The following is a 24,418-nucleotide window of genomic DNA, read 5'->3' on the forward strand; positions in this document are numbered from 1 at the left end:
GATGGCCAGACCCAAACCGGTAGCCCTTATTATTCTGGACGGCTTTGGACTGCGTAGCGAAGTCCAGGGAAATGCCGTTGCTCAAGCCAAAAAACCGAATTATGACCGGTACTGGAACCAGTTTCCGCATACGACGCTTACCGCTTGCGGGGAAGCCGTAGGTCTTCCGGAGGGCCAGATGGGCAACTCCGAAGTAGGCCATTTGAACATCGGCGCCGGCCGGATTGTGTATCAGGATTTAACCCGGATTTCCAAATCGATTCGGGAAGGCGAATTTTTCGAGAATGAAACCATCCTTGGCGCGATCAACCATGCACGGAACAAAGGGAAAAAGCTTCATCTGTACGGCCTGTTGTCCGACGGCGGGGTACATAGCCATATCGAGCATCTGTTTGCCCTGCTGGAAGTATGCAAAAAGGAAAAATTCGAGGACGTATACATTCATGCGTTCCTGGACGGCCGCGACGTAGCTCCGGACAGCGCTGTGAAGTATATGGAACAGCTGCAAAACAAAATTGCCGAGCTCGGCGTAGGACGAATCGCTACGGTACAGGGCCGGTACTACGCGATGGACCGCGACAAGCGATGGGAGCGTACGGAGAAGTCTTACCGTGCGATGGTGTACGGCGAGGGGCCGACTTTTGAGGACCCGATGGACGCGATCAAGGATTCTTATAACCGTTCGGTGTTCGATGAGTTCGTTATGCCGACGGTCATCGTAAAGCCCGACGGTACGCCTGTCGGTTTGGTTGAATCGGAAGATTCGGTCATCTTTTTCAACTTCCGGCCTGACCGCGCCATTCAGCTGTCCCAGGTCTTTACCAACAGCGATTTTCGCGGCTTTGACCGGGGGGAGAAGGCTCCCAAGGATTTATATTATGTCTGCTTGACCTTATTCAGCGAAACCGTTGGCGGTTATGTGGCTTATAAGCCGAAGAACTTGGATAACACGCTTGGTGAAGTGCTGGTGCAAAACGGTCTGAAGCAGCTTCGCATCGCCGAGACGGAGAAGTATCCGCATGTTACGTTCTTCTTCAGCGGCGGCCGGGATGTCGAACTGCCGGGCGAGACACGGATTTTGATCAACTCGCCTAAAGTAGCCACGTATGACTTGAAGCCCGAGATGAGCGCTTATGAGGTTGCGGCGGCGGCCGTTGCGGAAATCGAAGCCGAAAGACAAGATGTCATTATCTTAAACTTTGCAAATCCGGATATGGTCGGCCATTCCGGTCTGCTTGAGCCTACGATCAAGGCGGTCGAAGCCACCGATGATTGCCTGGGTCAAGTGGTCGAAGCCGTTCTGGCTAAAGGCGGCGTTGCCTTGATAACGGCTGACCACGGCAATGCAGATATCGTGACCAATCCGGACGGATCGCGCAATACCGCGCATACGACCAATCCTGTACCTTTCATTATTACCGACAGTCGTGTTACACTAAGAAACGATGGCATTCTGGCGGATATCGCCCCGACGGTGCTGGACCTGCTCGGTGTAGCCCAGCCGGAGGAAATGACCGGAAAGTCGCTTTTGGCAGCAAGTGTTAAACATAACTGACATTTGATTAAAAAAGACAAGGAGTGTATCTAGCAATGACTGTAATCTCCAATGTGTACGCCCGTGAGGTGCTTGATTCCCGCGGCAATCCGACCGTTGAGGTGGAAGTATTCCTGGAATCCGGAGCGCGCGGCCGCGCTATCGTTCCATCCGGTGCATCGACAGGCGCTTATGAAGCGGTAGAGCTTCGTGACGGGGACAAATCCCGCTACCTTGGTAAAGGCGTGCTCAAAGCCGTGGAGAATGTGAACGACATCATCGCACCGGAAATCATCGGCATGAATGCACTCGATCAAGTGGGTATCGACAAGCGCATGATCGAGCTTGACGGTACGCCGAATAAAAGCAAGCTCGGCGCGAATGCGATCCTCGCCGTTTCCATGGCGGTTGCCCGCGCAGCGGCGGAAGCGCTCGACGTTCCGCTGTATGTATACCTTGGCGGCTTTAATGCCAAAACCTTGCCGGTTCCGATGATGAACATCATCAACGGCGGTGCGCATGCGGATAACAACGTGGACGTACAGGAGTTCATGATCTTGCCGGTGGGCGCTCCATCCTTCAAAGAAGCGCTGCGTACGGGTGCGGAAATTTTCCATAGCCTCAAAGCGGTCCTGAAGGACAAGGGCCTGAACACCGCCGTAGGCGACGAAGGCGGCTTCGCTCCTAACCTTGGCTCCAATGAAGAAGCGATTCAAACGATCATTGCCGCGATTGAGCGTGCGGGCTATAAGCCGGGCGTGGATGTGTTCCTGGGTATGGACGTTGCTTCTACGGAGTTCTTCAAAGACGGCAAATACCACCTCGAGGGTGAAGGCAAATCGTTCACTTCTGCGGAATTCGTAGATTTCCTTGCTTCTTGGGTTGAGAAATACCCGATCATTACGATCGAAGACGGCTGCTCCGAAGATGACTGGGAAGGCTGGAAACTGCTGACCGATAAGCTGGGCAGCAAAGTACAGCTGGTGGGCGACGACCTGTTCGTGACAAACACGAACCGTCTTTCCCAAGGCATTGAGCAGAACATCGGCAACTCGATCCTGATCAAGGTCAACCAAATCGGTTCCTTGACCGAGACGTTCGATGCGATTGAAATGGCGAAGCGTGCAGGCTACACAGCTGTCATCTCTCACCGTTCCGGCGAGAGCGAAGACAGCACGATTGCGGACATCGCGGTAGCTACCAACGCCGGCCAAATCAAAACGGGAGCGCCTTCCCGTACGGACCGCGTAGCGAAGTATAATCAATTGCTCCGCATCGAGGATCAACTGTCCGATGTAGCTCAATACGCAGGCAAATCGGCCTTTTACAACCTGAAAAGCTTTAAGTAATCTGTTCTAAATCATTTTATAACTGCCAGACCGGCTTTGAACTTTTTCGTTCCCGGCTTATCCCGCGATGGATCATCGGGAACGAAAAAGCTTCAGCCTGACGCAGACCCGGAGGGGATCCAATGAGTAATCTGATAAAGACCGTATTGTTCTTGATGGCATCGGCTTTTCTTACGCATTTGATTCCCTTCAATCATTTTTTCCGCAGCTTAAATACGATGATTCACGAATTCGCCCATGCGATCATGACGCTTGCGCTTTCGGGCCATGTGATGTTCATTGAGCTGTATGCTAACCATAGCGGAGTCACCTATTCGCAAATATCCAGCGGCTGGAGCCTGATTCCGATTTCATTGGCCGGGTACACTTTTGCATCGCTTTTCGCCTGGTTCATGTTTTATGCCAGGGCGAAGGGCAAAGAGCGTTTGGGCTTGCAGACGATTACATTGGTGGCTATTCTTTCGCTGGTCCTGTTTGTCCGCAATGAATATGGAATCATGTGGCTGATCGGCTTCGTGCTGCTTAATATCGTCATGCTTGCTTTTGTGCCCCGGTTGCTGCGGGACGGATATTATCTTCTCCTGTCATTCCTGATGCTGGAGGAAGCCGTATTCGGGTCGTTCTCTTTGGTTCTGTATGCCATGCAGGATCCGGCTGCTGCTGGGGATGCAACGAACTTGGCTCAGGCTACCCTCATACCGGCCCTCGGTTGGGCTATTTTCTTTACCGTGTTTTCTCTATGGTGCGCGTCCCGGTCGCTCCGCTTATTCTTTGGCGGCCGTAAACCGAGGAAGAGCCGGGATCATACCCGCGCATTTCAACCGCGTTATGAAGAATGACCGGCGGCTTAAGAATCCGCTCGATTTGTCAGCGGTTTTTTTATGTGATATAATATGGTTGCTGTCTATTTTTCGGACAAGATCGGTGTGATCCCGCAGGAGGTGGAATTTCATGGAAGTTGCATTGAAAATTATACTGGTAATTGCTTCGCTTGGCTTAATTGCGGCGGTTCTGCTGCAGCCGGGCAAAAGTGCGGGTTTATCCGGTGCCATCTCCGGGGGGGCGGAACACCTGTTCGGTAAGCAAAAGGCACGCGGCTTGGAGCTTTTTTTATCCCGTCTTACGATGGTGCTCGCAGTAGTGTTCTTTGTTTTGTCTGTGATTGTGGCTTATTTCGTAAGAGCCTAATCTAATAAATATATGGCAGCAGGGGAAAGTTACTCCTGCTGTTTTTTGTTTCTTAAGCAGGGAGTATGCGTCGGGTTGCCGGGTGTTTCTGCCATTTCCTTGGGCGGGCTATGAATTGGAGTGCACTTGGCTATACTAGGAGTATAATCTATGAAGCTTATTTATAGAAACAGCTTGTACATATACAAAACTGAATTGGTCAAGCGGCGGTATGATTAGGCGGCTCAGTGGGCCTATTCAGCCGCGCGGACGGGCTACGATGTTGTTTTTAATGAAGCCGGAGGGAGAGGGGACAAGGAAACAGACGGAGACCTGTCAATTGACATAGTTTATTGTACAAAGAGATGAAGTTAAGAACACAAAAGGCAGGTGAGAATCATGATAACCAAAGAAGATTTACTTGATTTTATGAAGGAAACGGCTTATAAACCGATGACGTATAACGAGTTGGAGCAGCATTTTCCGCTCGAGAGCGCGCAGGATTTCAGAGAATTTCTGAAGCTGCTCAATCAGCTTGAGAATGAGGGCTTGATTCTTCGTACCCGCAACGACCGCTATGGTGTACCGGAACGGATGAACTTGCTGCGGGGCAGACTTCAAGCGCATGCCAAAGGGTTTGGCTTTCTCATTCCGGATGACCGCGATCACCCGGATGTATATATCCATGCAAACGATATGGGTACGGCCATGAATGGAGACATCGTACTCGTGCGTATCAACTCCAAAAGTTCTCACGGCGGAAGGATGGAAGGAGAAGTCGTACGTGTCGTTACCCGCGGCAATACGCAAATCGTGGGACTTTTTCAAGCGCATGAAGAGTATGCTTTTGTCATTCCCGATGATAAGCGGGTCGTGCGCGATATCTTTATACCGAAGGAAGCGTTCGGCGGAGCGATGGACGGCCATAAGGTCGTCGTCAAGATCGTCTCTTACCCTGAAGGCCGCGCGGCTGCACAAGGCGAAGTCATTGAAATTTTGGGTCATAAGAATGATCCTGGCGTCGATATTTTATCCATTATCCGCAAGCACGGTTTGCCTGAGGCATTTCCTGATGAAGTGATGGAGGAGGCTGCAGCAGCTCCGGCTGTTATTTCTGAAGAAGAGCTGAAGGGGCAAGGCAGGCGGGATTTGCGAGGCAAACGGATCGTCACGATCGACGGTGAGGATGCCAAGGATTTGGACGATGCAGTGAATGTGGAACGGCTGCCGAACGGTAACTATTTATTGGGTGTTCACATTGCCGATGTCAGCTATTATGTAAAAGAAGGCTCCGCACTGGATCATGAAGCGTACAACCGCGGCTGTAGTGTGTATTTGGTCGATCGGGTGATTCCGATGCTGCCGCACCGTTTATCTAACGGGATATGCTCGCTAAACCCGCAGGTGGATCGTCTGACGATGTCCTGTGAGATGGAATTTGATGCGAATGCCAATGTGGTGCGCCACGATATTTTTACAAGTGTGATTAGAACCAGCGAGCGGATGACCTACACAAACGTGCGCAAGCTGTTGACCGAGGAAGAGCCGGATGCCGAGCTTGTGGAGAAATACGGTTATCTGATGGATGATTTCCGCTTAATGGAAGAGCTGGCCATGAAGCTGCGCTCCAAACGGATGCAGCGGGGCGCCATCGATTTTGACTTCCAGGAATCTAAAATTTTGGTGGATGAGAACGGAAAGCCGACGGATATCGTCAAAAGGGACCGGACCATCGCCGAAATGATCATAGAAGAGTTTATGCTGGCGGCAAATGAAACGGTTGCAGAGCATTTTCACTGGCTGAAGGTGCCGTTCTTGTACCGGATTCACGAGGACCCGGATGGGGAGAAGCTGCAGCATTTTATGGAGTTTATTACGAACTTCGGATATGTGGTGCGGGGGAAGGGTAATACGGTTCATCCCCGGGCGCTGCAGACGCTGCTTGAAGAGATTAAAGGGACTAAGGAAGAAACGGTCATTAGTACCGTTATGCTGCGCTCCATGAAGCAGGCAAAATATGATTCCCAGAGCTTGGGGCACTACGGATTGGCTGCGGAGTTCTATACGCACTTCACTTCGCCGATTCGCCGGTATCCGGATTTGGTCATTCACCGCGTGATTCGCGAAGTGCTCGAGAACGGCACATTAAGCGCGGCCAGGCACGAATATCTAGCCTCTCGAATGGACGATATCGCAAAGCAATCGTCGGAGCGGGAGAGAATGGCGGTGGATGCGGAGCGGGAGACCGAGGCGCTGAAGAAAGCCGAATTTATGCTCGACAAGGTCGGTGAAGAATTCGACGGCATCATCAGCAGCGTGACGAGCTTCGGCATGTTCGTGGAGCTGGACAATACGGTGGAAGGACTCATCCGTCTGTCTGATCTCACGGACGATTATTACCATTATTATGAGGCGCAGCACGCATTGATCGGAGAGCGGACCTCGAGAATCTATCGCTTGGGTGATGAAGTGAAGGTACGCGTGGCGCGGGTGAACAAGGATGAGCACACCATCGACTTTGAAATGGTGGATATGAAGCCCCGGCCGCAGAAGGTGAGTCTGGTGGACGTGCTGAACAACGTCCGCAAGAACGGCAAGCGGAAGGGCCGCGGGGGCCGGGAAGCCGGAAAGCCGGCCGCCAGCGGCAGTCGTACCGGACGCAGTAAACAAGGCTCTGGCGGCAGCAGCCGCAGCGCGCGGGGCAAAGGCCCGGGTGCGGCGAAAACCCGTGCGCTGGAGTCGGTTAAAAGCGGCTCGGGTACGGGCACAGCCAAAAAGAAGCGCAAAAAAACCGTTAAGCGGTAACCTCTTGATTTCCCGGGATGGAGTTGGTACAATGGACTCCATCCCTCTGTTTGGAAATCATGCAGGAAGGAGCGGCAGCGGAGAATATGAGCAAGAAAAGCGAAAACAAGGTTCTGGCGCAAAACAAGAAGGCTTCTCATGATTATTTTATTGAAGATACCTATGAGTGCGGTTTGGTCCTGACGGGAACGGAGATCAAATCGCTGCGCCAGGGCCGGGCCAATATCGGCGATGCGTTTGCAACGATCCGCAACGGCGAAGCATTCGTGCATAACATGCACATCAGTCCGTTCGAGCAAGGTAACCGTCATAATCCTGGCGACCCGACACGCGCCCGCAAGCTCCTCCTCAAGAAAGCCGAGATCAACAAGCTGTTCGGTCTGGCCAAGCAGGAAGGGTATACGCTGGTGCCGTTGAAGGTTTACGTTCGAAACGGTTTTGCCAAACTGCTGCTCGGACTCGGTAAAGGGAAAAAGCAGTACGATAAACGTGACACTGCAGCCAAACGCGATGCTCAGCGAGACATCCAGCGTGCGCTGCGCGAGAAGCAAAAAATTGCCAGATAATACGGCAAACACCGCTATTCTGTCAAGGATATGGCGATGCTTCCATGAGTTCGAAGGTTCTTTTTGCTTCATGAATGTGGTATAATAAAAGCGCACCAGGGAAGTGCACAGCATCATCAGCAAGACCAGCAGAAATGTCGTCATGGTAGATAAGTTTTATTTCATAACCTTACCGGGCCCGTCTACAGGGCCTGCCTATGCGGGGACGTTCTTGGATTCGACGGGGATAGTTCGAGCATGGGTTGCGGGTAGCGGGGACGCGTCCGCTTCATCAACGCTAAAGCCAATTAAATGGCAAACAACAACAATCTTACGCTTTAGCAGCTTAATAACCTGCTAGCGTGCTCCTACTCTGCATCGCCCATGTGCCGGGATAGGGGCTCAACCTTAGTGGGATACGCTGTCTAGTCTCCGCCTGCGGCTAGCTGAAGAAGACAATCAGGCTGACCTGAAGAGGAGCCGGTTACGGGGCGCCTCTAGGGTGACATCAAAACTGTGACTACACCCGTAGAAGCCTGTGTGGCGTTATCTTCGGACAGGGGTTCGACTCCCCTCGTCTCCATATGCCAAATCCACAACGGGGACCTTAAAGATAACTTCTACATGCTTTTCGTAGATGATTACCTTTTCCACATAGCTGCCGATGAACTTCTTGATCTCAGGAAGATCGCGGTTTACGATGTGGGTCCCGAACTGAGAAAGCAGTTGTCGCAGAGTTTCCTCTGTGATGGCTGCTTTTTCTTTTATGGCCTCTACCTCGATGAGTTTCTGTGAAAGGTCAAACTTCTGCTGTTCTAGGCCTGCCAACTTTTCCAAGAAGGATGGGTTGGATGCGCCTGCTGCAACAGCGTTTACGATGTTTTCGATCTGCCGCTCGATTCCCTCAAGGCTCTTATTGAGCCGCTGCTTTTCGCCTTTCACGTTCGTCTCTTTAGATTTTTGATAGTCGCTGAGCTGCTTGGCGAGAAGTGGAATGGCCTGCTCGTTGAAGATTTTCTCCTGCAGCTGGGCGAGCACATAATTCTCGATGTATTCCCGGCGTAATTCCGGGTTTTTGCATTGTTTAGTTCTGTCTCGATTGCCACAGCGGTAGGTTACATATTTTAGCTTGTTTCGACCGCTATATTTTACATTGCCCATCATTGAGAAGGCGGTGCCAACGTTTTTCAGGCATTCACCGCAGACGCAAAGGCCGCTGAGAAGGTACATTTCCTTGGCTTTGTACGAGCCTGGAGTCTTTTTGTTATTGTCCATCTTAACTTGTACTTGCTCGAAATCCGCCTTGGTGATGACCGCAGGCATCCCTCCCTCCACGCGTATTACATCTTCGTCGTCTTTCTTCCGATTACTGTTTCGCTTGCCTTCCGCATCTTTGGAGTCTGTCAGGTTGAAAATGTAGGTTCCGGTGTACTTCTCATTACTGAGAATGGTGTACAATGTGCCTTTGCTGATCGGGCGGCCGTAGCGGGATTTGTAGCCCTTATCGGCCAGTTCCCGGATGATCTGGTTATAGCCGTAGCCTGCGAGAAACATGGAGAAAACCGTCTCGACGATCCCGCGCTCATCCTCATTGATGACGTATCGCTTCGTCACCGGATCGACCGAGTAGCCGATCGGCGGTAGTCCGCCGGTATGCTTGCACTGGTAGGCCGTTTCTTTCAGGCCCTTCATGACTTCTCGGGCGAGGTTAAGGGAGTAATACGCTGCCATGCCTTCGTACATCGATTCCATCATTATACTCTCGGGCGAATCATCTAAATTCTCAAGAACACTTAGCAAGCGAACTTTATTCTTCTTCAAAATTCTTTTATAATGAACGCTATCATGTTTGTCGCGGCTAAAACGATCAAGTTTGTGAACGATAATAAAAGAGAACAAGCCTTTTCCGCTATCCCCGATCATCTGCTGAAAACCGGGGCGCTTGTCTGAAGTAGCGGTTTTAGCGCGATCTTCATAAGTCATGACAAGTTCATATCCATTTTGTTTGCAGTAGGCTTCGATAGCTCTGTTTTGGGCATCAATGGACTCGTCCCTTTGGTTATCGCTGGAAAATCTTGTATACGCTGCTGCTCGTTTGATTGTCATGGTTACATTTCTCCTCCCAATTGTAAATGCAGTCTGCGAACAACGGTGCTCTTTCAGAAATTAGATTTCCGCTAAATCCAATTCGTTCATTTCTTTCAAACGATGGATCTAGGGTCCGATAATCGCCTTTAAAAAGGAATTCGCAATGGTTTCCTCAGGAGACGAATGCTTCATTTGCTCCGTGATTACAAGCTCAACTCCAATATCGTTAAGTCGCTGTTTAAAAATCGCTACATCCAGAATGCTACGACTGATGCGGTCCGCGCGCTGGACGATAATGACATCGAACAGTCCATTCTTGGCGTCGGAGAGAAGTTTTTGGAGTTCGGGTCTTTGATTCAGTGGAGCGGAGGATCCGACATAATTGTATAAATTAATCACTTCCATTTGGATGGATTTTGCATAGGCTTCGCAAGCAACTTTTTGCTTATTGACTGATTCTTCAAGCTGAGATTGACTTGCGACGCGGATATAAATAGCTGCTCTTTTTTGGGTCATGGTTTGTTTCCCCTCTCAGTTCTAAATGTATGATAATGATCGGTCCCTCGGTGGAGGGACCGATAGAAATGGTAGAATGAGTATTAATGTTGTTTTTTTAATACTGCGTTTAGCAAAACGACGGTGGGATGAAAGTATTGTTCGGGTGTTTCACGGATTTGCTGCAGTTTCTCCCAGTCCGTACCATCCGAAGCATGAGTGTATCTTTTGAGACTATCTCTTGTTATGCAGGTGCGGTATCGTGCCAGTTGCATTGTTTTCTCCTCCTTGATGTCAACGATTTTTCCGATATTCAATAATTTCTAGTACGAGTTGAGCGGTGGCCATGACGAATGAGATAATTGCTTTTTTCATTGGCCCTCCACGATAAATTTGAGGTTACAACGTTGTGCGGTGCGCGCTACATCAGAAAATTTGGAAATTAACGTTCGAACTGTCTTAAATGTCCGCACAATACGTGTATTACTTCGCTCTAAGCTTGGAAGCATCTACATCAGCCCCCGTTCCTTCATGCTGACGAAATTATCATCGCCGAGTATGATGTGATCAAGCAAGTCTATTCCGAGCAGCGTGCCACTGTCTCTGAGCCTTTCCGTCAAATTGACATCTTCAGGGCTTGGTGTTGCTTCACCCGATGGATGGTTATGCGCAGCTACAATCGATGCCGAATTCGAGAGTATAGCTAACTTAAACGTTTCTCTCGGATGAACCAGCGAAGCGTTAAGGGTACCGCAGGATACCTGATGAAGTGCGGTTGGTTCATTTTTCATATTTAAGCAAAGGATACAAAATGATTCCCGATCACAGTCTCCGATAAACTCCCGAAATAATTGGGCGGCATCCTCTGGCTTTCGAATGACTCGATTGGGGTATAAAAACGAAGGTTTCTCCCGAACCATCCTTAATGAAATAACTTCGATTCGTTTGGAAGGCGCTTGTTTAGCCATTATCAATCCCCCCAAATCGGATTTTTTCGATAAGCCATCTTTCAGTCGGTTCGTCAAGGATGCCAGCGGGCACAATGTAATGCGCCAGCCAATCGTTATCCAGCATAATGCAGATTCGATAGATAAGCAGCTCAGGTAACTCGATCTTCTCTACGTACTCGATACCGAATGGAGCTTCTGAAAACCGCAAAGGCAAATTGTCCATCGGTTCGCAAAGGAAAATCGGATTATGGAGTAGATGGTCAGCTTGTTCATCATGGTTTGTCTCGGCGCAAGCTGCGGAAAAAAGATCATATAAATATGATGTAAGTGGCGGTACGCTTAAGCCGTTGTGGAGTGCATGAAGATCGGTCAGCGATTGGATTTTTATCATCGGAACAGCTCCTTTCAAGTTTTCTTGTATTTATTCAATAGAATAATATAACCTTGAAAAGAGACTCGTTTCGATTCCTTTCGCTGCATTTTTAAGCGAAAGTTGCGTCAATAGCGACCATCTTATTGAACAATTTTATTGGTTATCTCCACAAATTTTGCGGTTCCTCCATTCCGTATGCCGTAGTGGATTCCTACCTGCTCTAGGTTGGATTTCACTTCTTTAAGCCGCATACTCAGTACGTGATCTCCCTTTGGCCATAAATTGCTAAGTGTGTTGATTCCTCGGTTGAAGGCCACTAGCTCCAGTTCCTTCCGCAGAGAAGCAACGCTTCCCCTCCAGTTAGGTTTGCCGGACATCAGTGCCGCTATTGCCGAACCGACTGGATGTGCCTCAATGGCTTCCATATTGGAACGAGCCATGTTCGCTTTATATGCCTCCAGAAATTTGTCGCCACCGATCCCTGAAGCTTCGGCAATGGCATAACCCCAACGTGTGAAGTCTGCCATGCGAAACAGCTCAGCCAACTCTACTTGAGGGTATATGGCCATAGCTTTGCTGAGCAAATGAAAGGCGGCTCCAATCATTTGAGGCTTATCCTCATTAAATTCATTCCAAATGGTACGTTCTTCTTTCCGATCTTTTTCGCCAATACGGTCAAGGTCAAGAATGATAGACCGATCCAGAAGATCGGGACGATTGGCCACCATACTGATTCCGTTAAGGACAAGGCATCTCTTAAAGCTAAGAAATACCTCTTCACCATCTGTAAACAGCTTCCGCTTACTAATACCGCCACCAGTTACGGCAGTACAAAGGAGATCGCTTATCTTCGGTTTAAGCGATTCGAGATTATCCAGACAAAGCATGTAGTTTTTCGAAAGTGAAAGCGTTAAATCAGGTAGGCTTGATGGTGGAAACATCACATCCATGGCGGCGGGGTCAATCAAGGAACGAACCATCCGTGCCGTTGTTGTTTTCGCTGCCCCCTTTTCTCCCGAAATGATGAGTGCAGGGTGTGGGATATTAGGAATCAAGCACGTAACCAGATAGATCATGAATAGTAATTGATCTAACTTTTTGCTGATGCGAACATGCTTGAAAATCCGGCTGAGCTTACCTTCACCATTTAAGGATGGGTATGTTTGTGGCCTCATGTTCGGGACGCGGTAGAATAGAATAGGTGATTCTTCCACAATTACGACCTTTTTTGGACGGACAGAGACTGCCTGCCATAGTTCATTGCCAAGATCGTAATAAAAGATACCGTCTTGTTCGGTGACACGATAGCCAAGGGTGTATTGTTTACCTTCGAAAACGGCTTTCGTTTCAAGTAGCCGTATGACTTGTTTCATAGCTTCTGAAAATGGGGCCTTACCTGTTTCTAAAAAGAACTTCATGGTCAGCCAGCGTTCAAAATCAATTCCGCTTACTTTATGAATCTCTTGATGTTCGTTTATTCTGATAGCTGCATATGCCTCGTTAAGTTCGTCCCGCAATAAAGTAATTTCGGAAGCCAAACGGATTAGGATATCCGCTTGACTCTCCTTCTTTTCGGGCTGAACGTCTTGCTCTGATCTTCTGGCTGGTTCATTATGTTGATTGTTGCTATCCTCCATTTGTGGATACCTCCCTTAAATGTGGGAGCCTCGCCTGTAGCAAGGCTCCCATGATTTTTGTACTTACAGGGTCCAATCAGTATCGTCCTCATCCTCAGAAGAAGTCGATGGGCTCTCCTGCGTAGATGGTGCATTTTTCTTAACCGGTAATCTCCTTCGCCCAGGTAATGGAGCCGGTTCTTGCGCTTCTTTCGTAATGGTACTGGATTCGACGACTTGATCTTCTGTGTATTCTTCGTCAAAAATCGAGTTGGTGTTAGAAGTGAGATCAAGACGTTGCTTTTTCCAATCTTGAAGCTCCCGGGGAAGTGTACCGTCAAACCGAGCAATATCAGTGACATTACTGTATACTTTGCCGTCAAACTCATTTTCCTCAATTGTTATTAGCGCTGATTGTCCAATCAGTTTTTCGATCTCAAATTCTTCGTTGATATCGGGCAATAACCCAAATGTTGCGCTAAAGTTATATAGATCTCCGTCAGCGTTCCAGAAGAGTGGGATCGTTCTTGTTACTGTCATCAGGCAACCGTTGACAGAGATTTTAATAGACGGAATAAGGGCCTTGTATTTGTTTCCTTTCTTACTGGTTTTTTCTTCAATATCCCAGTCACAAAAGATTCCCGGATAATTACCTATAGGTGCACGGTCATATTCGCGTTTAATTTTCATCTTCATGATATTTGCTCTCTCCTTTAATCATTGTGATGCCCTGAGGGCTAGTTTCTGGTATAGTAGAGCTGGAGACAGCGGGTAGCCGCCCGCTGTCTCCGATAACTGGTTGATCTGGCCGTGCAGAAAGTACGGCTCTTTTTTTATTAATGCGATCCCGTAATGTAGAATCTTATGGTGAAATCCCTCAGGCCGAACATCTCCAATTGTCTCTTGATTTTGGAGCCAAGATATTTTTCTGTGGCTAGTTTCGCATCAGAGATCGTGTTCGCGTAGGGTCCCTCATCGCTGTAGCAAAAATAAAGGAGGTGACCATTTTCTTCACCTGCTTGTTCAGCATTGAAAGTGGATCGAATGAAAGAATCCGTGCTCTCCTTTATTGATTGTGCCTCACGCGGAGGGATCAGAATCTCGAAGTATGGAATAATGAGTTGGGAGGACACATTCCAATGAGATTCACATCCGGCACTAAATTTTATTTCGAAGGGAGCATTTAGCCTGGAGTTAACTAAGCTTTCGATGGTTGATTCACTAGTTCGTTCTAAAAGCTCAACCAAAGATTCTTCCTCTTCGATTGGTTCGTCCAAAATGATATCCGAAAGAGGTGTCGCAATTCGGCAAAATTGAATGGTCCGTTTGTGCAAGTCAGCAACGTCAGCTTCGGCGATAAGTACGATATCACCAGTAAAAACTGCATGACTTTTTTCTAGAGAAGCCATGAAGTCTGAAATAGACTCTCTTGACTCGACTACCATCGGGAAGGGAAGTTCGGTTCGAATTCTAACCTTGTTCTTAGCTCCGCTGCTGGTCTCCAGTTCTCTAAAAATTGTATAGCTCTTAATTATTAGAAACCGGTGCTCTATTAAATCAAGCACAAGATCAAATTCCTCAGGTCGTGCAATTCTACGTTTGAAGTACATTGAGATGTTCCCCATTCGTTTCTACCCCCTCGAAGTTATGTTATGAAATTTTCAAAGAACACTGTTTATTAACTGTTTAAGCGCATTTACTTGGTGCTAATTACGGTGAACGAATTTTCTTCAACTGTGTAACCACCTTTCGTTGTTGTTCTTCCTTACAAGTAAAATAATATAAAAAAAGCATCCCGCTTAAATGCGAGACGCTAGGTGTATAACTTTCTATTGACAAATGCTTGGAAATTGTGATATATAGCTGCTTCTATTTTTTCATAAAGTGTGCCAAACGCGATTCAACCCAAGTATCGATGCCTGTGTGTATGTCATTCAGCAGATTCAAATGCTCGTAGTAGTTCAGATTGAGTTTTGAAACTTGTTCCCCGATTGCTTTAATTTTTTCGACCAAGCTTGCATTTAAATCATGAGCCTGTTTTCTGCATAGCACTTCGATTATATTAAGCCATCCTTCTTTAAATTCCTCATTGGGGATGTTTTCAGCAACAGCTATCATTCGTTCGCGAAACTGTCTGGAATTTTTATATACATCAGCCGAGTTATTCCCAAGCTCTTTGTTTGACGTAATCTTGATTAAATACGATTCGCCCATTTCTTTCAACAGTTGATGTATCATTTCTCTTTCATCTTCGTAGAAGGTGATCTCGCCAGAATCATCTTTTAACTGTTCCATTTTAAGTCCTATGTAGTCCATGAATTTCTTAAGGCGCTTGTATATAACATCGTATTCACAGAATAATGGGTCACAGAAATCTTTTAACTTTACTGACTTTTTGAGGGTATCCAGAATAGTCGGCTCCTTACCTCGATTTGTAGGTGAATCCGACTCATTTTAGCATAAATTGGTTTCCATAGTCTACCACTTTATAGGAGAAATTCACAATGGTACAGAGTTGCTTTGCAATCAACAAAAAAAGCATCACCCTCTAGGGCGATGCCAGAATATATCACTGAATGTTATTCGAATATGAGCGAAGGAACGGCATCATCACCATCATTTAAGATCGATAAATTTCGTAATCTCCCCGAAATCGGTTGAAACCTTTACAAAATAGGAACCTGGTTTACCGGTGAATGGACTTCCTTTACTGTCTGTAAAAGAGCTAACCGGAATAGTCAAATCGTATTTCATAGTCGTTTTAGCAGTTGGCTTATAAGTGTACTCCATGATTTGAATGCTTTTGATTTCCACTAGGTATGGGTCATATTTCGGATCTTCAATCGTAAATTCCTTTGCATTTAGAGAAAGATTCAGCCGCTGTACTTTATTTTGCATGTCCTTATCCAACTCAGGGAAGCTAATCTTACCCGGATTCGTTTCCGAGCGCTCTTTACGTATGTCATATTCAGTGGATGATTTCAAGAAATTACCTGCGACAACGATATACATCGGCTCGACGAACTTCTTGCCGAGCGCGTTGGTTAGTTCAACCGTGCTCTCGCCAATGGGTATGCCGTTAACTGTTGCTTTGTCACCTTTTGCAACCTTGGTCGTACCGCTGAAAAAGACTTGGAAATAGGTGCTGTCACTCCACATGCCTGTAATCTGGCTGTATGTGCCTCCGACATGCCCAACCGCGCCGGTTATCGTTTGTCCGTTCTCCAGTTTAATTTCTCTAGCTGAATCAATCTCCATAAAAGTTAAATTGACTATGTTTGACTGGAAGTTGGATACATTTTTCGCGATATCTTTCTCTTGAACGGTCTTGGCAACCTTATCAAGTGATAGAGGATTTCGGTCTGCCGCGAAAAAGTCAGCATCGTATTTGGAGAGAACTTGCTTTGTTTCATCACTCAAGCTTGTCCCAGATGCATATTTATCCAAAGCTAACTTCATGGTATCAATCCCAAGGCTAGATGTAATTGAAGCTTCAGCCTCATTGCTGTAATCATCCGCTTTGACGCCGCCTCCGAAAGGTGTTTCCTGAACGAGGACCGTCTGGGTGCCTGAATCAAATCCGACGAAATAGCCTAGCGCCTCCGCGACGGCTCTGGCTGGAAGGTAGACTCTCCCGTTTACATTTTGAGCAGGGACTTCCAGTGTTTTGTACAGATTGCCGTTCAAGTAAATTTGCTTGCTGCCGACGCTAAGAATCACAGTCTTGTCATCCTTTACGATCGTAACGCTTTGCGTTTTGTCGTTCCAGCGGATGTGGTCGTCATCGTTTTTAACACCGAGTGCAACCAGCAAGTCGCGAAGTGGAAGCAGACTGCTGCCGTTGTCGATGAATGGGGTTCCGTACTGAAATTGGACAGGATTACCGCTAACACTCATGTTAAGATCCGCGGCAAAAGACACGTTGGCAAGTAGACTTGAGGAAAGCAATGTGATTGAAAACATCTTCAAAAACTTATTCATAGGTTAACTTCTCCTTTTTTATCAACGTATGTTAAAACGTAAGAGACTCCGAGTGTTTCATCTCTCAATAAAAATTTCCCTTGAGGTATTACCGACAATATTCGTTGAAACCCCATCGAAAACAGCGCTAGTGATTCCTCCAACAAACGGAACGGCTTTCGAAAGATTAACGACGCCACTTTGGCCGAATTTGGTCACAAGCCGAAAACCGACAGCGGAATTGATGCGTTTGATTACCTCTGTAGACATGCGTTTTACGGCTTGTTCAGCGAATTTTTTGCCCACCTGAATGCCCACTTCCTTTAGGATTTCGGTAGCGGCATTGCCACATAAGCAGGCGTAAGCCATTGTACGCACTTTATCATCTTTAACATCATGTCCACCCATGATTGCGATTGCAGCGATCATTCGCAACTGAATGTACAGGACAGATGCGATGTTGGCAGGAACCGCAATAGGCAGCGTAATGATCCCGCCGAGACCGGTTACGAAGCCAGAGGTTGCGCTCTTTGTGTTTTGCCAGCGAATGAGTGCGTTGACCTGTTCCTGTAAATCCCCTTTATGCTGCAAGTACTCTTCCGCCAGCTCGTAAGAGCTGCTCGTGCCTGGAACGCCCCCGGTCAGTGCCTTTTCGTACGCCCAGTCTAGCGCCTTGCTGATGCTTTGTTGCGTGATAGCCATCCGATTTCTCCTCCCGAGAACTGAGTATTTGTCGAGCGGGGGGTTAGCCCGTCGAAAAATGATTCGCAATCGCGGTTCCCAGTCCTACCAAATGATTCCTTTGACCTAAAAAGATTATACTAGACATATATTCAGATACAAGGAAAACTGAATAGTTAATATCCTTCTGGTCTAAGGGTTCCTTCTCTACCATGAAAGAGAAGGACAGGTGATCGAATGGCGGATATAAAGGTTCTGGTAGGGAAGCGTCTTCGTCAGATGCGAAAGGAGAAAGGACTGTCTCAGGCCGTAGTAGCCGAAAGAGGCGGAATGGCTGATACGTATTATGCGGCTATCGAAAGAGGCACTCGTAATATATCGCTGGAAAGCCTGGAGAAAATCGTCGCCGCGCTGGATGCCGAGCCGATAGATGCGTTTCGCTTTGGCGAACTGCAGATGGGGAAAGGCTTGGAGGGAAAGCGGGATGCTATCCGTTTGCTTGCTTCATTCTTGGAAGAGCGGAGCTTGGGAGAAATTGAACTCATCCGAAAAATGACCAAAGACGTCATGGCGCGATCGATGCCGAAAGAGGTAAATCCAAATGAATTCGCCCGATTCTTTTTACGGAATCGGGCGTTTATCATTATTCCGATGGATAATGCCTATCCAGGTATTCCTTTAGAGCTGCATTGATAAGACTTGCGATCTTGGCGATTTCGCCGCGCTGGTGCAAGCCGTGTACTCGGTGAAACAGCGGCTTTTCAAGGTATGTCGTGATCCTTGCGCACCTTTCGCTGAATAGCGGAGCTTTTGGTTCCAGCGGCTTGCTTGATTGCTTTGCCGGTTCAGTGTGCAGGATGGTGGGGGGCACTGGGATTTCAGGGTGAGCCTCACTTGGGGGCTGGAATTGCCTTCTTTGGACGGAGGATGGAGCGTGACGCAGAAGGCCTTGCAGGATCGAGTTTCTTTATGGGAGTTGCCGTCTCTGGCATGGGGCTATCGACTTCCATTGAATGCTCGCATGCCTGCGGATTTATTTCGGAATTTCCTACACTATTGCTTAAATGATATAAAACCGGCGTTTCTTCAGCGATTTGCTCTGTAGAGGAGGCAGAAGCTGGTGTACCGAAAGAATATCGATCCTTCATTCTTGCAGCTTCGCCGATCTTAAATGATCGTTGTCTCATGAGTAAGATGTCACTCCCTTGGCAAGTTTGGAAGACGTGAACTGAGTTGACGATATCAGCGTATCTGTAGATACTGATGTAGATGTTTACGTCTACCTAATGGTTTGTTTCTGCTAAGGAGCGCTTTTAATATCTAAAAGCAAGGACAGCTCAAGTCTTACATCCAGTAATTCATCGTCGATATCCCGTTCTACAGTCCTTAAGGCTAGCATTAGCCTATGGATGGTAGGCAGATGCACTTGTTCCCCTGATGGTTGGAGGAACCGCAACATTGCGGCCAAAACTTGCTGGCAGGTATCGATTTGTGACAGAAGATCGTCTTCCCGCTCAATGAGTGTGGTATGCTTTACGGCTCGTTCTTTGTCCATGTATTCTACCTCCAGCATCAATGTAAATCGTATTTAGGCTTTTAGATACTTCGGATTGATTAGCACCTTTTCATCGGCATGCTTGACATAGAATTTCATGTCCCGTGTGGATTGATTTGCCTGTTCGGTGAAAGCTTCTCGCAGCGAGGGGCTCTCTAGCTGGAAGTAGTCCCGGCCCTTCTGATTGCCGAACAGAGCGATCATGGCGTAGTTGTAGCTGGCCGGGTTGCAGATGCCAGCCGTGCCGAGAGGAAGGCGTTCGGTCACTTGGCCCACGGTGAGTTCGTCGAGATTGACCGGGTGTCTATCCAGCGAGAGAAGGAGGCAGGCGAACAGGACGTCGGCGTTCGACCGCAATTTGATCTTGGAAAGGTCGAATTGTTTCGCCGCGGCGTCGTTCCATGAGAAAGTCGTAATGTCCGGTTCCTTGGTTTTGTAGTCCGTGGCGACGTTCTTGTAGGCGTGGCGGTTGCCGTACGCCTTGAGGAAGCGGTCGAACTGCAGTCGATTTTTTGATCCGAAGGACAGCTTGGGCATGATCGCGCGGAAAAATTCGGAATACCGTTCGAGGTCTTGCAGGGAACGGGAAAAGGCTTGTTCGCTGTCCTGGTGATTGATTGCCTTGAGCAGCTCGGCCATGGCTTGGATGCGGTGCTGATCGGCGATCTCGAAGTCGTCCGGGCGAAGCAGGTGAAGGAGAAACGTAGCGGCATTGAAGCCGTTCTGCCAGTCGGGCAGGCGCTTCTCCCAGAATTGAAACGATTGCGCGGCCCCGAAGGCAGCACTCTGCACGAATTCGGGCCAAGCCTTGACGATGTTCAGGATCGTCCTGCTGTGGGCCGAGGGCAGGTCTTTTCGCTGCCAGGCTCCGAACTGCCAGCCGAGCGCCTGCCTGAGCGCGGTGATCGGCACGGCGGCGGGATCGCAGAACATTCGCTTCCACTCGTCCAGCGGCTCGACAGGGTATCTGGCGTAGGGGAAGCGGAATAGGTGTTCGTCAACGTGCTCTTGGACGAACGCGGCGATTGCGCGTTTTTCTTTTTCACTTAGTGTCATGGACATTGGTTTCGCTCCATTTCGTAGGGAAATTGGTGACGGTATCGTCGGGTGCGTTTGGTGACGCTCCTGTCGCTACCGTCGCTTTTTTAGGGACAAACAGGGGTCAGAAGTATTTGTCGAAGTCGTCGGGATCAGGGGCCGATGGCTTTTGCTTGCCTTGTGAATCCGGCAGCTTGTAGTCCTCGTCGTGGCCGTTCAGGGCGATACGTTGCTCTGGCGTCAGGAACGGATCTTTAAATTGCACGTAAAGGGGCGTAGCGAAGGACTTTACCCATTCGATGGCGCTTGGAACATCACCGCCATTGAAAGCGGGAGCTTCGCTGAACGGCCCGCCCTCCCACAGAAAGTCTGCCGTCTGACGAGACTCGTTCACGATGAAGGAAAAGTCGGTCCCGTCCACGTACGGGTTGGTTCCTTGTACGGCGTCCGTTGTTCTCAATACGACGCGAGCGAGGTGAGTCGGGTTTTCGGTCTTGCTTGAACGAATGTTCGGAAGAGAGGCGAACGGCGAACGATCGGTCGGCAAAGGAACGACTGCCGCCAGCATTACCCACACGTTGCTGATCGAGTCACTGTCGATCGAAATGTTGCCGTTCCGATCGAACGTTTCCCTAAGCTTTTGAAGGATGAGTTCCTCCATGGAAAGCGTGTCTTGGCTATGAGAGTCCTGTGAATTTTGTTCCGAACGGCTTTCCGTTACGTCGCCGCCAGCCGCTAGCGTGTCGGTTCGAATGTTTGCTTCGATGTCCCTCATTCGGACGAGCATGTTAGAGTAGGAACGGTTTCCGAGCCTTTGCGCCATTCGGGCCGCTTTTTCTTCAAGCGTTCCTTGTCCTTCGAGCACTTCGATGAAGGTGAGTTCCTGTTCATCGGGGGTGAAGTTGCGATGGCCTGGTCCTTTTCCGCGTTTCATATTTATCGCTCCGTTCTACATGATTTTTACTTTAGTGTGACAAAGAATTTAAGATTTTCAATATGATCCATGTGAAAAAAGCCCACTATAATAATGAAAATTTAAATTGCTTCGGAGGCTTTAAATGAACTAATATAATTTTATAAGAGCAGTGTGACATGCTGGGGGTAGAGCGGATCATGGATTACATCACGTTTATCAAGAATGAGATTGAAATGCAGGGATATTTAACGGCGCAAGAATTAAATCAGAAATTGTCCGAGCAATTTCATATTACTCCTGCAAACTGTAGAAAAATTGTTCAACGTATGACTGCTAGTGGGAAAATTAACTCGACTTCTCCGATTACCTTTGGAAATAATCAATACGTTTACTTTACCCGACCATTAAACAAATCTGCCATTAAGCATATTACGAAGAAACATCGGCCTTCCCTGTATCGACTCATTGTTACCCTTGAGAATTCACAAGGGGTTCTTTCGTACTACGAGGCTCTGAAGGTCACCCCAAGCCCGGTGGACAGAGAGAAAACCAAGATGGATCATTTAGATCGTATTATTCAAGACCTGCTTCATCTAGGTTTGATTATGGAATTACAGACATATAACAGTGTGACCTACATAATCGATAAGCTGCATGGAGTAAATTGGCCATCGGTTGTGAAGAGCCATGAGTGCAAGATGAAGTTAGATTGCACGTTTATAAGAGATGTACTTATATGGCTGAAAAAGCATAATGTAATTAATCGTGAAGAAGTTGTTTATCGGAGTAAGAATGAGCTTTCTAAAGGTGCTCAACATAATAACTTTGTATGGGATGCTTTTGCCTATTCGTCTGCCACAGGAATAACAAATGACCGAGAGGACGGTAAGAACACGCTTGTTGTTCTGGATGTTCAATTGAGTCGACCTTATTCCCAGCAAGACCTGGACGGGTTTTATAATCGTGTTCAGGGTGTAATTTGCAGTTCTTCGAGCAGGAAAAGAAAGGTGTTGCCAATTATCATCATAAATGAAATAGCGGAAACAGGTGTGCAAAATCGAATTAGAAAGCTTGGCTTCTTGTCATTTCATCTGGGTACGATTTATGGGGAGCGGATTTATGAAGTTTTGAAGAGCCTGGATAAGATCAATGAACTTTTTAGATTTCAGTCGCATCCTGTAGAAGTCGTTTCGGAAGTAACAAATATACTGGAGAACTTGAGAGAGTCAGGCCAAGAGACAAACCTCCAGAATCTAAAAGGGGACCTTTTTGAATTTCTGATGTATTCAGTTCTTCGCAGAATTATTGGTGAAGGATATATTGAACAAAGCGTTGTGCTGAAAGAAAAGAATTCGGAAGGCAAAGTGGAATATTACGAGTACGATTTGATTATTCAAAAAGGCGGTCCCCGAGAACGTATTGTTTTTGAGTTAAAGGGGTACAAGGGAGGCAACGAAATAAAGCTTGGTGACCAAGACTCTAAAAATACAGTACGTTGGTTTTTTAGAAGAACATTTCCGTTTGCTAAGCGATATTACGGTGATAGTGATAAACCTAATCAACACCCCATGAAGGCATGTTACATTACGACGGCTCGATTCTCTGAAGAAGCTCTGGAAACGCTCAATAAACTAAATGAAAGTGGTTTGAAACCGTCCATGCTGGATGTTTATTACGATGGTCAGAAGCTGATAAAACTCATGAAAGAGCGGGAGTACAAGAAGGAGTTGGATGTGCTGGAGAAGTATTATTTATAGAACTGAACTAGGTTCCTTTGCCCATTAGTTCTGCGAAATGAAGTGACAATCTCCAATTTGATTTTATACTCAGTAGTAGTTAAAACTCTTTTTAAAATGGAGGAAAAGATGCTGGTTCCTTTTATAACGAGAGTCCTGAATTATACTAGACTTAAGCATGTTCAAATTATTTTAGATGTGCTTAGGATCTTAAGTGCAGCTTCTTTTCTTATTAGTATATTTGGACTATTTTTCTTTACACTTGGATATTCATTTCTATACGGGTATTTTCTTTCAGGGGATGTCCCTGCCTACCAATCTATTTTATATATTGTAACCAATCCAATCCCCTTTAATTATTATACAGTATTAATTATATCTAGTTTATTGATTCTAAGTGTAATATTTATAATGTCTGCCACTTATGTTGTAAAGAATGGAGTAACCCATGTTAAATTTAGCATTATCGTTTTTATCCTTATCTTTCATATTTGTTTATCAATATTTTTTGTAAACGGCTCAGATTTGTTAAATAAGATAATTTCTTTTTCAGTGATATGGGTAGTACCCCTATTTATATCCATTATGATCTATTGGGCAATAAGAAGTCCAATACGAAGAGGGTTAAGTATTTCTGGAACGTTATATGGCTTTTTTATAATTGTTATATTTTCCCACGTGTTTAACTGGGCCGATTCGATTATTCAATTGGTGTTACCAGCAGGCTCTTTCCTATGCGGGCTAGCATTTACCTTCTTTAAGAATAGTTGTTACAAATACTATTTCTTTAGATTTTTATTCTTGTTACCTTATATTTCGCTAGGACTTATGCTCTTCTGCTTGCTACTTCAATACTTCGAAAAAGCGCTGAAAGTCAATATGATCTGGTTTTTCATATTATCTACTTTGCTGACCCTCATTATCTCTCTCAAAGAAATAAGGATTAAAGAAGAAAGGCATAAAGAAGAAAGTGTCTCGACATTTGAGTTTACTTTGAAATTTATGGAGCAAACTGGAAAATCTAGCGTTCTAACTACACTGTGTATTGTCGTTGTCGTCCTAGGTATATTCGCACCAAACATTTCACTAATTGGAGGTCAGTATATAAGAGAATTCACGACAGATGGCTTTAGAGAAATGCAAGTTATTAAAGATTATGATAAAGGGATAACAATCAAAGGTAACATAATTTCAATAAAAGAAGGAATTTACTACATATCCAACGAGAAATGGAGGCTAGAAATCATTAAAGGAGATAAAGTTTATGTTGAGAACTATCAATCAGATAAGTAACTGTACCCAGTGATTAAGAGATAAATTAAATACTCGTATTAACGTAGCTTTAAAGGTGATCACTAGTTAACAAGGACACAGTGTAATAAGGCTATTCTTCCGCAGGTAATAACTAACCAAATTTAGGGGTTCAAAACGCTTGTAGTCCAACCCGCGATAATATAGTGAAAAGTATCGTCAGTTGCGCCTGTGGACGCTTTTGACGGTACTTTCGCTTTTAATAGACTTGTTGGGCTAGTCACAGGGCACGTCTGGAGACGACTGTTTATCGCAAAATAAAAGTGCCGAGAATTGCAGCGTAAAAATGCCGAGAAAAT

At 46.8% G+C, this 24,418-nt stretch carries 24 protein-coding genes and 1 other RNA gene; 10 read left to right on the plus strand and 15 right to left on the minus strand.

Annotated features, from left to right (window positions below; all coding sequences use genetic code 11):
- The first annotated feature begins 1 nt into the window (after position 1).
- From gpmI to ssrA, 7 genes are all read left to right on the plus strand, one after another.
- A complete protein-coding gene (gene gpmI / locus NR121_RS21250) occupies positions 2-1,555 on the plus strand; it encodes a 2,3-bisphosphoglycerate-independent phosphoglycerate mutase (RefSeq protein WP_256831894.1) in 1,554 nt (517 codons plus the stop codon).
- 35 nt (positions 1,556-1,590) lie between these two features.
- A complete protein-coding gene (gene eno, locus NR121_RS21255) occupies positions 1,591-2,883 on the plus strand; it encodes a phosphopyruvate hydratase (protein ID WP_062410055.1) in 1,293 nt (430 codons plus the stop codon).
- Between the two features lie 122 nt (positions 2,884-3,005).
- Complete coding sequence (locus tag NR121_RS21260) at positions 3,006-3,722, plus strand: M50 family metallopeptidase (RefSeq protein ID WP_054819204.1); 717 nt, start codon at positions 3,006-3,008, stop codon at positions 3,720-3,722.
- A 112-nt stretch (positions 3,723-3,834) separates the two neighbouring features.
- On the plus strand, positions 3,835-4,071 hold the full coding sequence (gene secG / locus NR121_RS21265; protein ID WP_054819205.1) for a preprotein translocase subunit SecG: 237 nt from the start codon (positions 3,835-3,837) through the stop codon (positions 4,069-4,071).
- A gap of 378 nt (positions 4,072-4,449) precedes the next feature.
- Positions 4,450-6,855 carry a ribonuclease R gene (gene rnr, locus NR121_RS21270; RefSeq protein WP_062410054.1) on the plus strand — a complete coding sequence of 802 codons (2,406 nt, stop codon included), beginning with the start codon at positions 4,450-4,452 and terminating at the stop codon, positions 6,853-6,855.
- Positions 6,856-6,941: 86 nt separating this feature from the next.
- On the plus strand, positions 6,942-7,421 hold the full coding sequence (smpB, locus tag NR121_RS21275; RefSeq protein WP_054819995.1) for an SsrA-binding protein SmpB: 480 nt from the start codon (positions 6,942-6,944) through the stop codon (positions 7,419-7,421).
- 201 nt (positions 7,422-7,622) lie between these two features.
- Positions 7,623-7,986, plus strand: a transfer-messenger RNA (tmRNA) gene (gene ssrA / locus NR121_RS21280).
- On the opposite strand, the gene NR121_RS21285 is transcribed toward ssrA, so the two are convergent.
- From NR121_RS21285 to NR121_RS21335, 11 genes are all read right to left on the minus strand, one after another.
- Entirely contained in the window at positions 7,947-9,506 is a 1,560-nt protein-coding gene (locus NR121_RS21285) for a recombinase family protein (protein WP_256831895.1), read from the minus strand. The genes ssrA and NR121_RS21285 overlap by 40 nt on opposite strands.
- Positions 9,507-9,614: 108 nt before the next feature.
- The gene (locus tag NR121_RS21290; RefSeq protein ID WP_137671259.1) at positions 9,615-10,004 is read right to left on the minus strand and encodes a recombinase family protein; all 390 of its coding nucleotides are present in this window, start codon (positions 10,002-10,004) and stop codon (positions 9,615-9,617) included.
- A gap of 83 nt (positions 10,005-10,087) precedes the next feature.
- A complete protein-coding gene (locus NR121_RS21295) occupies positions 10,088-10,258 on the minus strand; it encodes a hypothetical protein (protein ID WP_171006045.1) in 171 nt (56 codons plus the stop codon).
- 234 nt (positions 10,259-10,492) lie between these two features.
- Positions 10,493-10,951 (minus strand): JAB domain-containing protein, encoded by a 459-nt coding sequence (locus NR121_RS21300; protein WP_054819980.1) that lies wholly within the window; start codon positions 10,949-10,951, stop codon positions 10,493-10,495.
- On the minus strand, positions 10,944-11,324 hold the full coding sequence (locus NR121_RS21305; protein ID WP_137671260.1) for a hypothetical protein: 381 nt from the start codon (positions 11,322-11,324) through the stop codon (positions 10,944-10,946). Before NR121_RS21305 ends, NR121_RS21300 begins: the two co-directional genes overlap by 8 nt.
- A gap of 122 nt (positions 11,325-11,446) precedes the next feature.
- Entirely contained in the window at positions 11,447-12,943 is a 1,497-nt protein-coding gene (locus NR121_RS21310; protein WP_137671261.1) for a hypothetical protein, read from the minus strand.
- 63 nt (positions 12,944-13,006) lie between these two features.
- The gene (locus NR121_RS21315) at positions 13,007-13,618 is read right to left on the minus strand and encodes a hypothetical protein (protein ID WP_137671262.1); all 612 of its coding nucleotides are present in this window, start codon (positions 13,616-13,618) and stop codon (positions 13,007-13,009) included.
- Between the two features lie 140 nt (positions 13,619-13,758).
- Positions 13,759-14,547: a hypothetical protein gene (locus NR121_RS21320; RefSeq protein WP_137671263.1), complete on the minus strand. Its 789-nt coding sequence runs from the start codon at positions 14,545-14,547 to the stop codon at positions 13,759-13,761.
- Between the two features lie 244 nt (positions 14,548-14,791).
- The gene (locus NR121_RS21325; RefSeq protein WP_137671264.1) at positions 14,792-15,217 is read right to left on the minus strand and encodes a hypothetical protein; all 426 of its coding nucleotides are present in this window, start codon (positions 15,215-15,217) and stop codon (positions 14,792-14,794) included.
- 321 nt (positions 15,218-15,538) lie between these two features.
- Positions 15,539-16,903 (minus strand): copper amine oxidase N-terminal domain-containing protein, encoded by a 1,365-nt coding sequence (locus NR121_RS21330; RefSeq protein ID WP_054819989.1) that lies wholly within the window; start codon positions 16,901-16,903, stop codon positions 15,539-15,541.
- 57 nt (positions 16,904-16,960) lie between these two features.
- Positions 16,961-17,584 carry an EcsC family protein gene (locus NR121_RS21335; protein ID WP_137671266.1) on the minus strand — a complete coding sequence of 208 codons (624 nt, stop codon included), beginning with the start codon at positions 17,582-17,584 and terminating at the stop codon, positions 16,961-16,963.
- A gap of 216 nt (positions 17,585-17,800) precedes the next feature.
- On the opposite strand from NR121_RS21335, the gene NR121_RS21340 reads away from it, so the two are divergent.
- The gene (locus tag NR121_RS21340) at positions 17,801-18,256 is read left to right on the plus strand and encodes a helix-turn-helix domain-containing protein (protein WP_137671267.1); all 456 of its coding nucleotides are present in this window, start codon (positions 17,801-17,803) and stop codon (positions 18,254-18,256) included.
- A 197-nt stretch (positions 18,257-18,453) separates the two neighbouring features.
- On the opposite strand, the gene NR121_RS21345 is transcribed toward NR121_RS21340, so the two are convergent.
- From NR121_RS21345 to NR121_RS21360, 4 genes are all read right to left on the minus strand, one after another.
- Entirely contained in the window at positions 18,454-18,750 is a 297-nt protein-coding gene (locus tag NR121_RS21345; RefSeq protein WP_137671268.1) for a hypothetical protein, read from the minus strand.
- Positions 18,751-18,863: 113 nt separating this feature from the next.
- Positions 18,864-19,118 carry a hypothetical protein gene (locus tag NR121_RS21350; protein ID WP_054819990.1) on the minus strand — a complete coding sequence of 85 codons (255 nt, stop codon included), beginning with the start codon at positions 19,116-19,118 and terminating at the stop codon, positions 18,864-18,866.
- A gap of 33 nt (positions 19,119-19,151) precedes the next feature.
- On the minus strand, positions 19,152-20,180 hold the full coding sequence (locus NR121_RS21355; RefSeq protein ID WP_256831897.1) for a hypothetical protein: 1,029 nt from the start codon (positions 20,178-20,180) through the stop codon (positions 19,152-19,154).
- 100 nt (positions 20,181-20,280) lie between these two features.
- Positions 20,281-21,090 carry a hypothetical protein gene (locus NR121_RS21360; protein WP_054819991.1) on the minus strand — a complete coding sequence of 270 codons (810 nt, stop codon included), beginning with the start codon at positions 21,088-21,090 and terminating at the stop codon, positions 20,281-20,283.
- 158 nt (positions 21,091-21,248) lie between these two features.
- On the opposite strand from NR121_RS21360, the gene NR121_RS21365 reads away from it, so the two are divergent.
- Together NR121_RS21365 and NR121_RS21370 are read left to right on the plus strand one after the other, a co-directional pair.
- Positions 21,249-22,829 (plus strand): hypothetical protein, encoded by a 1,581-nt coding sequence (locus NR121_RS21365; RefSeq protein ID WP_054819992.1) that lies wholly within the window; start codon positions 21,249-21,251, stop codon positions 22,827-22,829.
- 108 nt (positions 22,830-22,937) lie between these two features.
- Positions 22,938-24,101: a hypothetical protein gene (locus NR121_RS21370; protein WP_137671271.1), complete on the plus strand. Its 1,164-nt coding sequence runs from the start codon at positions 22,938-22,940 to the stop codon at positions 24,099-24,101.
- Positions 24,102-24,418 lie beyond the last annotated feature (317 nt).

Source organism: Paenibacillus sp. Pae15 (genome assembly GCF_024519685.1).
Lineage (GTDB): Bacteria > Bacillota > Bacilli > Paenibacillales > NBRC-103111 > Paenibacillus_G > Paenibacillus_G naphthalenovorans.